The sequence below is a fragment of the uncultured Brachyspira sp. genome, assembly GCF_934747485.1.
In the GTDB taxonomy this organism is placed as follows: Bacteria; Spirochaetota; Brachyspiria; order Brachyspirales; family Brachyspiraceae; genus Brachyspira.
In genome coordinates this window covers 1-13,363 of sequence record NZ_CAKVGN010000014.1, presented here as the reverse complement: position 1 = coordinate 13,363, position 13,363 = coordinate 1, and the positions used below count along the sequence as shown (strand labels likewise).

12 protein-coding genes and 1 riboswitch are annotated in these 13,363 nt (G+C 28.0%); all 12 genes read right to left on the bottom strand.

The genetic code is table 11. The annotated features are described in order from the left end of the window. Positions 1-20 precede the first annotated feature (20 nt). The 12 genes from Q0H31_RS04045 to Q0H31_RS03990 all read right to left on the bottom strand — a co-directional run bounded on the left by Q0H31_RS04045 (position 21) and on the right by Q0H31_RS03990 (position 13,168). Positions 21-1,178, bottom strand: a complete 1,158-nt coding sequence (locus tag Q0H31_RS04045; RefSeq protein WP_295295954.1) for an exo-alpha-sialidase — start codon at positions 1,176-1,178, stop codon at positions 21-23. A gap of 17 nt (positions 1,179-1,195) precedes the next feature. Continuing rightward, positions 1,196-2,476: a TRAP transporter large permease subunit gene (locus Q0H31_RS04040; RefSeq protein WP_295295953.1), complete on the bottom strand. Its 1,281-nt coding sequence runs from the start codon at positions 2,474-2,476 to the stop codon at positions 1,196-1,198. 31 nt (positions 2,477-2,507) lie between these two features. Beyond that, entirely contained in the window at positions 2,508-2,972 is a 465-nt protein-coding gene (locus tag Q0H31_RS04035; protein WP_295295951.1) for a TRAP transporter small permease, read from the bottom strand. 15 nt (positions 2,973-2,987) lie between these two features. Continuing rightward, complete coding sequence (locus tag Q0H31_RS04030) at positions 2,988-3,881, bottom strand: dihydrodipicolinate synthase family protein (RefSeq protein WP_295295950.1); 894 nt, start codon at positions 3,879-3,881, stop codon at positions 2,988-2,990. A gap of 15 nt (positions 3,882-3,896) precedes the next feature. Continuing rightward, positions 3,897-5,030 carry an iron-containing alcohol dehydrogenase gene (locus Q0H31_RS04025; protein WP_295295949.1) on the bottom strand — a complete coding sequence of 378 codons (1,134 nt, stop codon included), beginning with the start codon at positions 5,028-5,030 and terminating at the stop codon, positions 3,897-3,899. Next, on the bottom strand, positions 5,020-5,796 hold the full coding sequence (locus Q0H31_RS04020; protein ID WP_295295948.1) for a DeoR/GlpR family DNA-binding transcription regulator: 777 nt from the start codon (positions 5,794-5,796) through the stop codon (positions 5,020-5,022). The genes Q0H31_RS04025 and Q0H31_RS04020 overlap by 11 nt, the downstream gene beginning before the upstream one ends. 360 nt (positions 5,797-6,156) lie before the next feature. Then, positions 6,157-6,756 (bottom strand): OmpA family protein, encoded by a 600-nt coding sequence (locus tag Q0H31_RS04015; RefSeq protein ID WP_295295947.1) that lies wholly within the window; start codon positions 6,754-6,756, stop codon positions 6,157-6,159. A 17-nt stretch (positions 6,757-6,773) separates the two neighbouring features. After that, positions 6,774-8,033, bottom strand: coding sequence for a hypothetical protein (locus Q0H31_RS04010; protein WP_295295946.1), 1,260 nt, complete (start codon positions 8,031-8,033; stop codon positions 6,774-6,776). Positions 8,034-8,048: 15 nt separating this feature from the next. Then, on the bottom strand, positions 8,049-9,812 hold the full coding sequence (locus tag Q0H31_RS04005) for a hypothetical protein (protein WP_295295945.1): 1,764 nt from the start codon (positions 9,810-9,812) through the stop codon (positions 8,049-8,051). A 101-nt stretch (positions 9,813-9,913) separates the two neighbouring features. Then, on the bottom strand, positions 9,914-10,708 hold the full coding sequence (gene thiM / locus Q0H31_RS04000) for a hydroxyethylthiazole kinase (protein ID WP_295295944.1): 795 nt from the start codon (positions 10,706-10,708) through the stop codon (positions 9,914-9,916). Positions 10,709-11,051: 343 nt separating this feature from the next. Continuing rightward, positions 11,052-12,398, bottom strand: coding sequence for a YjiH family protein (locus Q0H31_RS03995; protein ID WP_295295943.1), 1,347 nt, complete (start codon positions 12,396-12,398; stop codon positions 11,052-11,054). Between the two features lie 119 nt (positions 12,399-12,517). Continuing rightward, positions 12,518-12,622, bottom strand: a riboswitch (TPP riboswitch). A gap of 6 nt (positions 12,623-12,628) precedes the next feature. Further along, positions 12,629-13,168 carry a ferritin family protein gene (locus Q0H31_RS03990; RefSeq protein ID WP_295295942.1) on the bottom strand — a complete coding sequence of 180 codons (540 nt, stop codon included), beginning with the start codon at positions 13,166-13,168 and terminating at the stop codon, positions 12,629-12,631. Positions 13,169-13,363: the final 195 nt, after the last annotated feature.

Below are 13,363 nucleotides of genomic sequence, written 5' to 3'. Positions count from 1 at the left end.
TTTTAAACCTTAATATAATTTTATATATTTGCAGAAGTAGGATTATAAACATCTTCTTTTTTTCTTTTTTTCCCAATTATATCTTCTTCAGTAAATCTCATATATTTTATACTCACTCTATTTTTATATGCAAAAGCTAAATGCAAATTACCATCTTTACTTTGCATTAGGTACGGATATTCGTATTGTTTATTATTAATCCTATTTTCTTCTCCATAAAATCCTTCCCCTCTTTCCATATACCTAATAATTGGAAATGTTTTTCCTTCATCTTCTGACAAAGCCACCGCAACAGGACATCTTAATCCTGGCCATGATATCTTACCTTTTTCTGCCATTAAAGATGCTGTAGGATTATATGCTATAGCTATACTTCCGCTTTGCAATTTCAATGCACTTATACTAGAATTATTATTAGGAAGCAATGTAGGTTCTGGAACACTCCAAGTATCCCCAAAATTATCAGATCTACTTATATATATATTATCAGCATATCTGCTTCTCATAAAAGCTATTAATTTTCCATTATCTACTTCAATTATATTAGCATGAACCCTACCACTACTATCAGGCATATTAACTGCTTTCCATGTATTTCCTTTATCATCAGAAATTTGAAGTACAGTAGGATCTGATAAAAGTCCAGTATTAGAATCTGTACACATCCAATTTCCAAATATCCATCTTCCATTACTCAATATTTGTATAGGTTGCCTGCAAAAACTTCCTTCTTTATCAAAAAGAACTTCTGGATCGCTCCAAGTCATTCCATTATCAAAACTCTTTTGATACTTTATAATAGAAGTAAATTGCATATTATCTTTTCCTTCCATTCTTTCAAGCTGAGAAGTATATATTAACCATAATTCTCCATCCCTAGGTTTAAAAAATGAAGGATTTTGTTCACTTCTTTTATTATCATTAGATATTTTTACAGGTGCCTCCCAAGTACTAGAATCTTTCTTAAGTCTAGACATTATTATACTAATATCTGAATTGCCTTCAAAAGATCCAGCAAACCAAGCACATAACATATCTCCATTTTCTAGTTCAACTAATGCTGGAGCATGTGAAGTTTTATATTGTAAAGGGTTTATAATACCCTCTATAACTTGCATATCATTATTAAAATATAATTGTCCATCTAATGTAAGTGATGATATAGTTTTTAATTCCATATTATACTCCTTTAATTTTATTTATAAGCCCATTGAGAAAGCCCTGGTAAAAACATATATAAACTTATAATTATAGTCATCAATAACCACAAAGGAAATACTGTTTTTGCTATCTTTATAGGTTCAACATTTGATATTGGTGCCATAATATACAAACTTACTCCAAAAGGAGGTGTCAATGATCCTATAGCAACTATTCCTGCCATACCTGCTCCGTAAACTATAGGATCTATTCCAAAAGATAATGCAATAGGTGCTACAATAGGAACTATTATTCCTATAGGATTCATAAACATCATACCTATAGACATTATGATAATACTTCCTATAATAAAAACACTAGGATAAGTAACAACTTTTTTTATTTGACTGCTGATTATTTCACCTCCATTAAATACATCCATAAGGCTTGTAAATGCAACTGCAAATGCTAACATCATGGCTATTGAAGCAACATTTTTTACAGAATCAATAAAAGTCATAAATATACCTTTCAAATCTAAACTTTTATATATAAATAATGATACAAATACTGCATATACAACAGATACCGCAGCAGCTTCAACTACAGATAAATACTCAGTAAAAATTCCACCTAATATAATCACAGGAGACAATAAGCCCCATATACTATCTTTAAATACTTTTATAAAACCCTTTCTTTTCAACTCTTTATATCCGCACTTAATTTTTTCCTGATCCCCTACATCTTTTTTACAATGTACAAGTGTTATTATTATTAATGCTAACGCACATGAAAAACCTATAACAGCTCCAACTTTAAACATATCTGTTTCGCTAGTATTTGCCATAGCACAATATTGTAAAATAGCAGAACTAGGCGGAATTAATTGACCTAATGATCCAGCAGCCGCTAGCATAGCAGCAAAAAAAGCCCTGTCATATTTATACTCTACTAATACAGGAAATACCATAGAACCAACAGCAGCAACAACTGCCACACCAGATCCAGATATCATTCCGTAAAATATAGCTGTAAGCACAGCAACTACAGGTATACAGGATTTAAACCCTCCCAAAAAATATTGAAAAAATTCAAAAATCTTATCTGTAAGTTTACCTTTTGACATCATATTTCCAGATACAACAAATAATGCTATGGCAACATAAGTAGTCTTACCCGCTGCATTAACAAGCCAACTAACTATATCTGAAATATTATAAGCTCCATTATTAAATATCATTGGCAATACAAAAGCAAATTGGTAAGTTAATACCATTGAAAAGCCAAAACCTAATAAAATTATAAAAAACACAATAAATATAAAACCTATCATAAATATATCTCCATTATTCTTTTTTTATTCTTTATTTTTTATTTTTTAACACAGAAATTAATTGCTGAATATCTCTTACTAAATTTAATGAAAATCCAATAAGTGGAGCCAAATATATTATCCAAAGAGGAACACCTGTCATACCAGTTTTACCGCTTATTTTTGTTTGCATTATGAATAATACACTCCCATAAATAAACATAATACTCAACAAAGCATCTGACAAATATTCCAATATATTTAATGAATACCTTATGTTTTTATTATATTTTGAAGTAAAAACATCTACGATTATATTTGCACATTTTTTTGTACAAAAACTTGCACATAAAAAACAAACCCATATATATGAAAATATAGCTACTTCTTCTAGTAGACCTGTATTGGCTGGAAAGATTTTGTTAAAAACAACATTAAGACTTTCCATTACAACCATTATTATAATTCCAATGGCTATTAAATATTCTTCTATCTTAGAAAAAAAATTATTTTTCATTGTTGCACCCTTTATTTAAATTTTTAATTCTAAATTATGTTTATCTATTATAGATTTTAATTTACTATAAATCTCTTCGCCTTCCAAAGTTTTAGGCAATCTTAATTTTCCTATTTTAGGATTCATAATAAACATTAAAGTTTTTACTATATTAGGTAAATTTCCAGCTGCTACTATATCATTTCTCAAAGCTATTATTTTATTTTGAGCCTCGCTTGCTTTTTCTAAATTATTATTAACAAAATTTTCTCTTACTTCTTTTACTAAATTAGGAACTAAATTGCAAAGACCAGATACACATCCCTTAGCACCAGAATTAAGTCCTTCATAAATAAATGAATCCGTACCCGCATAAACTGTAAAATGATTATATTTATTAGCTAGTTTTACACATGAAGAGAAAAAGTTATTATCTCCGCTGCTATCTTTCATACCAACTATATATTTTGTTTCATTTATAAGCTTTTCTATTGTGTCTATTTCTATGCTATTGCCAGTTAAATTAGGTATATTATATATATACACAGGCATTTCTAAAGCATTAGCTATTCTTTTATAATGTTCAAATATTACATCTTGTGAACATTTTACTAACCAAGGGCTAATTACAGCAACTTTTTCAACACCTAATTTCTTTACTTCCATACCTAAATCTATAGTTTCGTATGTAGATATGCATCCTATATTAGTAATAATGTTATTAAAATTGTTTACTGCTTTAGCTGCTATAGATACAACTTTAAGTTTTTCTTCTTTAGTTAAAGAAAAAAATTCTCCATTGGTGCCGTTGCAAAAAATACTGTTTCCGTATTTTAATTGCCTCATAACAAGTTTTTCATACGCCTCAATATTTAATGATTCATCTTCATTAAAAGGTGTTATATTGGCTACATAAGTTTGTATAGACATAAAATGCTCCTTATATTAAAATAATTTTTTATATATATTTTTTATATCTTCTTTACTAACTGTTTTTGGATTATTCTGCAAAAGTCTCTGAACCTCAAAAGCAGATTCTGTAAGAGAATCTATATCTTCTTTTGGAATATTCAAATCTAATAAACTTTTTGGAATGTTTATTTCTTCTAAAAGTTTGGATAAATTATTTAAAAATACTTTAGATGCTTCCTTAGAAGATGCATTAGATAGAACCATATTTGTATATTTAGCTATTGCTGCAAATTTTTCTACACAAACATCTTCATTATATTTCATGCCTTCATTTAGTATTATTGCATTTGCTAAACCATGTGCTATATGATATTTTCCGCCCAAAGGATATGATAAAGCATGCACAATATTAGTACCAGAAGCAGCTATACAAATTCCAGCATAAAATGAAGCAAGCAACATTTGGCTTCTATGATATTCATTATGAGGCTCTTTATAAACAATAGGCAAAGATTCAAATATCATCTTGATACTGCATAAAGATAAATCATCGCTCAAATGATTAGCTTTATTAGATATAAAACATTCTACAGCATGACATAAAGCATCAATACCTGTTGTTGCAGTTATATTGGCAGGTAAATTATATGTTATTGCAGGATCTAATATAACTTTATCTGCTAATAATAATGGATTAACTATACCTATTTTTATCTCTTTCTCTGTATTAGCAAATATAGCATTTGGTGTAGCTTCTGCACCAGTACCAGCTGATGTTGGTATTAAAATATTAGGTATCTTTTTTACAGCCTTAGGAGCATTATTCCAAAAATCTTTCATAATAGAATTATCTGCTAATGTTAAAGATAATATTTTAGCTAAATCTAATACACTGCCGCCGCCAAGTCCTATTATAATATCAGGATTAAATGACATAAGCTCATTATGCCATTTCAAAACATCTTTATCACTAGGCTCCGCCTTAATATCACTTACTATATAAAAAGAACATGTATTTAAAATACTTTGTAACTTTTCTATATATAACGATAAATTTGAAGTGGAAATTAATGCTACTTTTGATTGAGCTTTTACATAATTAACTGCTTTTTCTATAGAATTAACTCCATATTCAACTACATTTGGTAAATTAACTTTAAAATTCATTTTCTTTATCCTTTTTACATATTTTTATTTTTATACCTTGTTTTAAAAGGTTTTTATACAAAGACTTATCTATATCCTCATCTGTATATACACAATCAAATTCTCTTAAAGTACAAATTTCAGCAAAGCCACTTTTCATAAATTTACTGCTGTCTACTAAAAGTATTCTATGATGTGCTCTAGATATAAATTTCCTTTTTATATTGCTTCTATCAAAATAAGGGGAACTTAACATGCCATCATTGGAAACAGCTGATATACCCATTATTAAAAGATCCACATTTATGGAATTTATAAATTCATCTTGTAAATTAAAAGATGTACTGCAATATTCTTTTGATATAAGACCGCCCAATATATAAACTTCATGATGAGTAAAAAGCATATTTGCTATCTTTATATCATTTGTTATTATTCTTAAATTTTTCTTGCTTAATAAAAGTTTTGAAAATTCATAACATGTGCTTCCTGAATCTATTATTAAGGTTTGATTATCTTGTACATCTTTTATTGCCTCTTCAGCTATTAAAAGTTTTTTTTCTAAATTAACCTCTTTTCTTAAAGAATATGGACTTTCCTTATATAATTCTATTCTAATAGCTCCACCATGAGTTTTTATTAATTTCTTTTCCATATCCATTTTAGCAAGATATCTTCTAACTGTCATATCGCTTATGTTAAAAGTTGCTGCAATATCTTTTACTGATAAATAATTTTTTACTTCTAACATCTTTAAAATTTCATCTTTTTTAAATGACTTTGACATACGACCTCTCTTCTATATAAATATAGTATATATAAAAATGTTTAAAATACAATAAAAATTATATTTTTTTGTGTTTTTTTAAACAAAAAAATAAAATAAATTTAAATTTTGTTTAAAAAACAACATATTTTATGTTTATAAATAATATTATCAATATTAAAACCAATGTAAAATATATATAAAGATTATAATGAAACAACAAATGTTTTTTATTGAAATATATCAAATATATAATAAAAATTTAAATTAATTTTTTATATTAATTATAATAATATTTAATAACGGTCAATACTATAAAAATTATTGATTTTAAACTAAATAGTATTTCAAATTATATTGAAGATTCAAAATATAATATACTTAATTTTTATAATTTGCAGAACTAAAATAATAATAATTACTATAATAATTGCTGTAATAATAATTATAATTGCTTAATTGATTTGCACATTTTAATGCCACAAAATCAACTCTTCTATTTTTAGAAGTATTAGTAGTGTATTTAGGAGCAAAATAACTATACGGATAAATCTTTACCCTTTCATGAGATATACCAAAAGAAACTATAACATCTCTTATAACGCTTGCCCTTTGTAGAGAAAGCCTTATATTTAAATCTAATTTTTCTTTGCTTATTTCATCTGCATGACCTTCTACTATTAATACAGCATTTTTATTGTTGCTCATAAAGCTAATCATTTCATTCATTACATATGTATAATCTTTTATATTATATGCCTTTTTTGCTCCAACTTTATAATATATTTCTCTATCTGTGTTAAGCAAATATCCTCTTTCAGTTTGAATAATACTCATATTTGTGCTTAAAACAAAATTATAATTGCATTCGCTTTCAATATTTTTAGGTTTATCCCAAGGAAAATATATTCTTCTCTCTGGTATGAAACAGGCTACTAAAACAAAAGGAATTAAAACAAACAAAAATATTTTATAACTCATATTAACCCCTTAAATATTTAAAATCTTATATTAAGCGGTATAAATGAAATAGCAAGCTGTTTCGTAAATATACCATACTCTATAGAAAAAGCTTGATAAAATATATCAAAATGAAAACCTACTCTCATGTCATAAAGCTTATAAGACATTTTATCTTCAGAATTAGGCATATATAAATCATTAACCGTTATTTCATGTCCAACAATATTAGCATAACTTCCTATGCCATTAACGCCCACTCTTGAGTTTAAGCTTCCAAATATAATATCAGCCCCAACAGAAAAATAAGCATATAAATATTGTATAACAGGAACCTTATCTCTCATCTTAAAACCAAATACTATTTTTGGGCTTAAAGCAAAAGTTTTCCATTTGGTTTCTAAAAATGCATTTCCATTAAATACAACTCCAGTGTCTGTTCCGCCATTATAGCCCAAATAAAGAGGAACATATACATTTCTATTGTCTGTAGACATTTTTAAATGACCTTCATCATAATTAAAATCCATTCTTAAATCGCCAAAGAAATATTTAGTTCTAAAAAGATAAGCCTTTAAAGAAGCTCCTACATTATACCCTAAAGATTCTATTTCAACATCATTAACAATTACCCCGTAAACATCTTTAAAGCCTAAAGAAATCCCGCCCCTAATAGTTAAAGCTAAAGGTACAGGTCCAAGATTAACTTGCAAATAGGCATTAATATGAGGAATTGGAAGAAGCTCTAAAGAGTCGGATAATGATTCATAATCATTTTTTGTAGAGTTTTTTATTTTGTCTGAAGAAGATAAAGGAACATCACTATATAAATTAATTCCAAAACTTCCTATAGGTGTGTGCATAGGGATTAGAAGCCCTGTATTATTTCCAGAGGCTGCATTAAAAGCTGTTTTCTTTTTTAAAGCATTAATAACTGCAGTTGCTGTATCTTGCTGCATATTAGCTAATTCCAAAAAACCTATTGTAGTGCCGACTAATAATATTACAGATTCATTTGTGGTAGTGTCAAGAACTCTTTCTGGATTTTGGATTATTGTCATAAGTTCTCCGAATGTAAATGTTTTTATGCCGTCATCAAAAAGTTTATTCATCTGTTTGCTTTCAATTAAAACATTTAAAGTTTCTTTAGGAATATTATTATATCTTCCAGTTGATTCTACATATGCATTAATAAAAGTTCCATAATCAATATTAGGTATTATTGGCGGGAAAACTTGAGAGAATAAATTAAACGAATTAAAAACAGCTAATAAAAATACAAATAATAATCTTTTCATTAATAAGTCCATAATCTAAAGCTCAAAAGTGTAATGCGTAACAGCCTCTTCAGGTCGGAAATAATCATTACCTTTATCTTTAATCATTTTTATCATATCAGCCATAGCTTTATAATATAGAAAATAATAATTATATTTTTTAAACTCTGATATTGGTGATGTTAAAAGTAAATTATAATATTTCTCGGCAAGAGCCAAAGCCGTTTCATATTGAGTATCAAGTTGAAATTTCCTGTCATAATCAGCCAAGCGAACTATTTTGTCATTGAAAGTAAATAAATCAGCTCCGCCGCTTTCCCAGCCTATAATATAAGTTATTTCATTATTTGGCACAACATTAACCCAGTCGGATTCCTCTGCTTTATCAGGGGGCACTGAAGAGACTTGTAATTGATAATAGCCAGACTTTTTAATATGCTCTTCTGTAACGGTGAAATTAGTTTCAAACCTGTCAACCGTTTCCATAATTTCTTTAATCGGAGGAATAGGATAAGTGCTGTTAAAAGTTCTGTAATATTTTCCATTTAATTCAGTATAAGAAGGCTCTAAAGGTGTACCATCTTCAAATTCATAATTTCCAACTATATCAATTTTATTTTTATTATTATTATAATAATAATTATCGAGTTTGCTTATATCTATGTTTTTTTCTTCTTTCCAATTTATTCCATCTTCTGTAGACCATATTCCATCTTTTTCACTATAAAAAGCATTAGTACTAGATAGCCAAGCTTTGAAATTATGTCCATCTCCATATTTATATTCATAATTTACTGATATTCCGCCGTATACATATATTTTATCTAATTTATTTTTATCATACAATATTTTAAATTGCTGTCTTTTTTGAGGAAAAGGAATTTCATGTTTTTCCCAATTATCATTATCAGAAACATCTCTTGTTATATCTACTACATAATATTCATTTGAATCATCAGTATATGGGCCTGCTTCTGGAGCCCTATAGCCATTAATATTATCATCTGAGAAAGACTTTTGTCCCACAATAAATAACTTACCTTTTATATAAAATAAAGCAGAAAATTCTAAAGTATCCATACCATATACTCCTTGTATAGATAAATCAAAATCATCAGGGAGTGGAATATCATAAACTGTTTTTTCTATTTCATTTGCAGAGTCTAACCAATTTATTAAATCAGAAGATTCTCTGTTTTGAGTATAAATAAATAATTGACGATAACAGCCAAATATAAAAAGATTATTATAATAAAAATTACCAACCTCTAATCTGCGAGGATAAGTGTCAAAACATTCTACTCTTTGTTTAGATTTTGATGGTATGCTGAGTTTATTTTCTTCTATTATCAACTTTTTTGAATTTAAATTTGTCCAATATTCAAACTCTTCTACATCTTCATCTAACGAAAGGCTATGTATTTTTGTTATTGTAGTTCCATCACTGCCTATTTTTAATAAAGCTCCTTTTCCTGTAGGGTTAAGAGTTTTTGTTTCAGGCTTGTATTCATATTCATTAGTAGCTAAAACATACCATTCGTTTTTATATTTGAATCTTCTTCCATATCCTCCAAATACTGTTCCATTTTGAACTATTTCAGGTTTTATTTCAATGTGAATATCTTCTGTTATTTCTGGAGGGGGTGGGATTGGGGTAGGTGTTGGGTAGTCTGGCACTTCTTCACTAATATTTGGAAATGCTGTCGGAGGCGGTATATATGACGGTGGCAGCAAATTTATTTTTTTGCAAGATACTGTTAATATCAAAACAAAAAATATAAAAGCTATTTTTTTTATCATATCCACCCCAAAATAAAAATGATACTAATATATTATACTATATTAATATCATTTTCAAACAATTTTTTATTTAAATATAAAATTATAATTGTATTAAAAAATTATAAACTCACTCTTTTAGATGCATCATCTATATCAAGTTTATAAAGCTCATCAATAAAAGCAACCGCAAAACTTGCAGGAGCATCAGCTTTTTTTGAAGCTTTTTCTCCAGCCGAAGCCATTATGCACATAGCTGAAGCTGCTGCAATTAAAGGCTCAGACACCGCAAGCATAGCACCAGTGATAGCAGTTGAAGTGCATCCCATACCAGTATTTAAAGGCATCAAATTAGAACCTCCTCTCACATACAAAACTTTATCTCCGTCTGTAATAATATCAGTCTCTCCGCTTATGCTTACAACAGTGTTATATTCTTTAGCTAAATATTTTCCAGATTCTAATGCCATATTAACATTAGCACTGCTGTCAACCCCTTTAGTTTTTATACTCTCTCCAGCAAGCACCATTATTTCAGAAGCATTTCCACGTACAACTTTAGGACTATAATTTTTAATCAAATCAATAGCAGTTTTAGTTCTTAATTTTGTAGCACCCGTTCCCACAGGGTCAAGTACAAAAGGCACATTTTTTTTATTAGCTATCTCGCAGGCACTATGCATAGCCTCAATAGAAGTTTTTGTTAAAGTTCCAATATTAATAACAAGCGATGAAGCAATAGAAAGCATATCCTCAAACTCTTCTTTTTCAAATGTCATCACAGGAGAAGCTCCCGCCGCAAGCAATGCATTAGCAGTAATTTGCATAACAACATAATTAGTAATGTTATGCACTAATGGGCATTTAGCTTTCATATCTGTGATTGCTTTGCTTATTTCGTTTTGTAATGTATTCATTTTATTACTCCTTAATTTTTATAATAAATGTTTTTAATAATAATTTTTTAAATTTACAAAAATCTATATTATTTGAGGGCACTAGTCACCTCACCCCCATTTCTTTTGTTGACACAAAGAACCAAAAAGACTTTATTTTTAACCTAAATTTTATGTATTACCACACATGTAATACATATTAAATAATACAAGATTATAGCACTTGCGTTTTTTGCAACTTTTTGACGAAGTCCGCACAGCGAGTGCGTCAAAAAAGTTGATAATACATCTAAAAAAATATCAAAATATATTTGTTTTAGTATATACTACAAATTTTTCTTATTATTTTTCACTAAGCTCGCGGCTATATCAAAAATAAATATGCAAAAGGCACTGCCAATATCAAAGAAAATATTATCCTCTCTATCCATATAATTATAATATCTCTTATCCTTATTGGAATGTCAGTAGCAAGCATACAAGGAATTGGTGCTGCAAAATAAAGTATTTCTGAAACACATACTATAGCTATTACACTTTTAGCTAATTGACTTGAATCCATAATAATACTTGAAGAAGAAAACATCTCCACTATTGTTATAGAGCAAGCCTTAGCAACCGTATAAGCCTCTTCTCCTAATCCTAATAATTTTGTAAAAGGTAAAAATATATAACTAATAAAATCAAATAAAGGTGTATAATTAACTATTAGCAAACCTATAAATGTTATAGCCATAAAATTAGGCATTACAGATATTGATATTAATAAACCTTCTTTAAGATTTTTTAATATGCCGTTTAAAAAATTATCTTGTTTGTCTGCTGCTTTTACGCCTTCATCTAATGCCTTTTTAAAAATGTTTCCTCCTGTAAATTTTGGTTCTTCAATTACATCTCTATTTAAATAGCCTTTATTAGATTTATTTCTTAAAGGATAAAGTCTCACTGTAATTGCTGTAACTATAAATGTGATAGCTAAAGTTCCCCAAAAATATATATTCCATTTATCTATAACCCCCAGAGTTTTCGCCACAACAACCATAAATGTAGTTGATACTGTAGAAAATCCTGTAGCTATTATGCATGCTTCTTTAGTAGAATAAAATCCTTCTTTATAAACTTTATTAGTGATGAGAAGCCCAACAGAATAACTTCCTATAAAAGAAGCTAAAGCGTCTATTGATGACATACCTGGAGTTTTCCAAATAGGACGCATTATATAACGCATAAATATTCCTACAAAAGCCATAAGCCCATAGTCAATAAGAAATGATAAACATAAAGCACCTATTGGTATAAGAATTGCAACCTGTGTTAATAATCTATAAGAAAAAGGAAGCATATTTGGTTTGTGAAAATCAGCAGGTCCTAATTTGAAATAAGCCATTATAACAAAAGGTATTGCTAAAAGTTTAATAAATGAAAATACTATTTCTGTTTTATTTTTATTCCAAGTCTTACTTATAAATGGATACACTCCTCCAAGCATTGTAATTATTATTCCGTAATATGGTTCAACAAATGGAATCTTTCTTATAAAACTAACTAAATGGTCTATAGGTATTGATTTTACACCATTAATATTTATGCTTATAAAAAACATAAAAACACCTATAGAACTAAAAATAATAAATTTTAAATATGATGCTCTCTTGTATTTAACATTAGATAAATCATTGTTTTGTAAAATAGTTTTTGAAACATTATTCATAAAAATTTCCTTTAAATAAATTAATAATTTTTTATAGAAACCTTAATGAAAAATAATGAGTGCATAAAAATTATAAAAATAAAAAAACGAGACCAATTTAAGAAAATTGATCTCGCATTTTTCATACAAAATTATTTCCCTACACTGGCATTATCCAACAGGTTATAAGGGTCTAAGTTATATAAACTTACTCTCAGCCTTTTCAAGCTCCCCTAAATATAATCTTTATATTAATATTTTTGGAACATCTTAGATGAACCTCCGCAAGTTTCACATGTTTCTGGGAATTTCTCAAGATAGATATTTCCGCAGTTAGGACATAAATATAAAGAGATATCTGTGTTTGTATTTAAGAATTTATCTTTAATTAACTCGAATAATTTAGCATGTTCTACCTCAACTTTACCGAGTGAAGTAACAGTAGAGCTTACTAATTTATTTTGCTGCTCTATCATAACCTCAGCTAATTGCGGGTATAAAATAGTAGATTCATATACTTCACCTTTAATAGCTACTTCTAAATTGCTTTTGTCATCTGCAATTTCAACATCAAGTAATTGAGAAACAAACTTAGTCATATCTAAGGAACTTCTTAATGCTAACTTTCTCATTTTTTCAGCATGTATTCTTTCTGCTAATGCTGTAGTTGAAAATACTTTTTGAACAGCCGGATTTTTAGATGCCTTAGAAAATTGAGAATATTTATTAGCAGCATTAGATTCCCCTTGAAAAATAGAAAATAAAACTTCTTCAAGAGATTTTACAGCCATATAAATAACTCCTTCAAAATAGTATTTAATATTTTTTAATGTGTTCATAAAAAAATATTTCTTTATAGATATATTACATTTAATAGTAAAAAATATCAAGTAGATTATAATTATAATAGTGTTTAGGAGCCATAGATATTGCACGTTTTTTAGTTAAAATAAAGTAGGTATTCCTTATAATATAAATAGCTAAAT

Coding starts and splice junctions, on each gene's coding strand:
- Q0H31_RS04005 (WP_295295945.1), bottom strand. CDS start 9,812: ATGATAAAAAAAATAGCTTTTATATTTTTTGTTTTGATATTAACAGTA.
- Q0H31_RS04015 (WP_295295947.1), bottom strand. CDS start 6,756: ATGAGTTATAAAATATTTTTGTTTGTTTTAATTCCTTTTGTTTTAGTA.
- thiM (WP_295295944.1), bottom strand. CDS start 10,708: ATGAATACATTACAAAACGAAATAAGCAAAGCAATCACAGATATGAAA.
- Q0H31_RS04040 (WP_295295953.1), bottom strand. CDS start 2,476: ATGATAGGTTTTATATTTATTGTGTTTTTTATAATTTTATTAGGTTTT.
- Q0H31_RS03990 (WP_295295942.1), bottom strand. CDS start 13,168: ATGGCTGTAAAATCTCTTGAAGAAGTTTTATTTTCTATTTTTCAAGGG.
- Q0H31_RS04030 (WP_295295950.1), bottom strand. CDS start 3,881: ATGTCTATACAAACTTATGTAGCCAATATAACACCTTTTAATGAAGAT.
- Q0H31_RS04010 (WP_295295946.1), bottom strand. CDS start 8,033: ATGAAAAGATTATTATTTGTATTTTTATTAGCTGTTTTTAATTCGTTT.
- Q0H31_RS03995 (WP_295295943.1), bottom strand. CDS start 12,398: ATGAATAATGTTTCAAAAACTATTTTACAAAACAATGATTTATCTAAT.
- Q0H31_RS04045 (WP_295295954.1), bottom strand. CDS start 1,178: ATGGAATTAAAAACTATATCATCACTTACATTAGATGGACAATTATAT.
- Q0H31_RS04020 (WP_295295948.1), bottom strand. CDS start 5,796: ATGTCAAAGTCATTTAAAAAAGATGAAATTTTAAAGATGTTAGAAGTA.
- Q0H31_RS04025 (WP_295295949.1), bottom strand. CDS start 5,030: ATGAATTTTAAAGTTAATTTACCAAATGTAGTTGAATATGGAGTTAAT.
- Q0H31_RS04035 (WP_295295951.1), bottom strand. CDS start 2,972: ATGAAAAATAATTTTTTTTCTAAGATAGAAGAATATTTAATAGCCATT.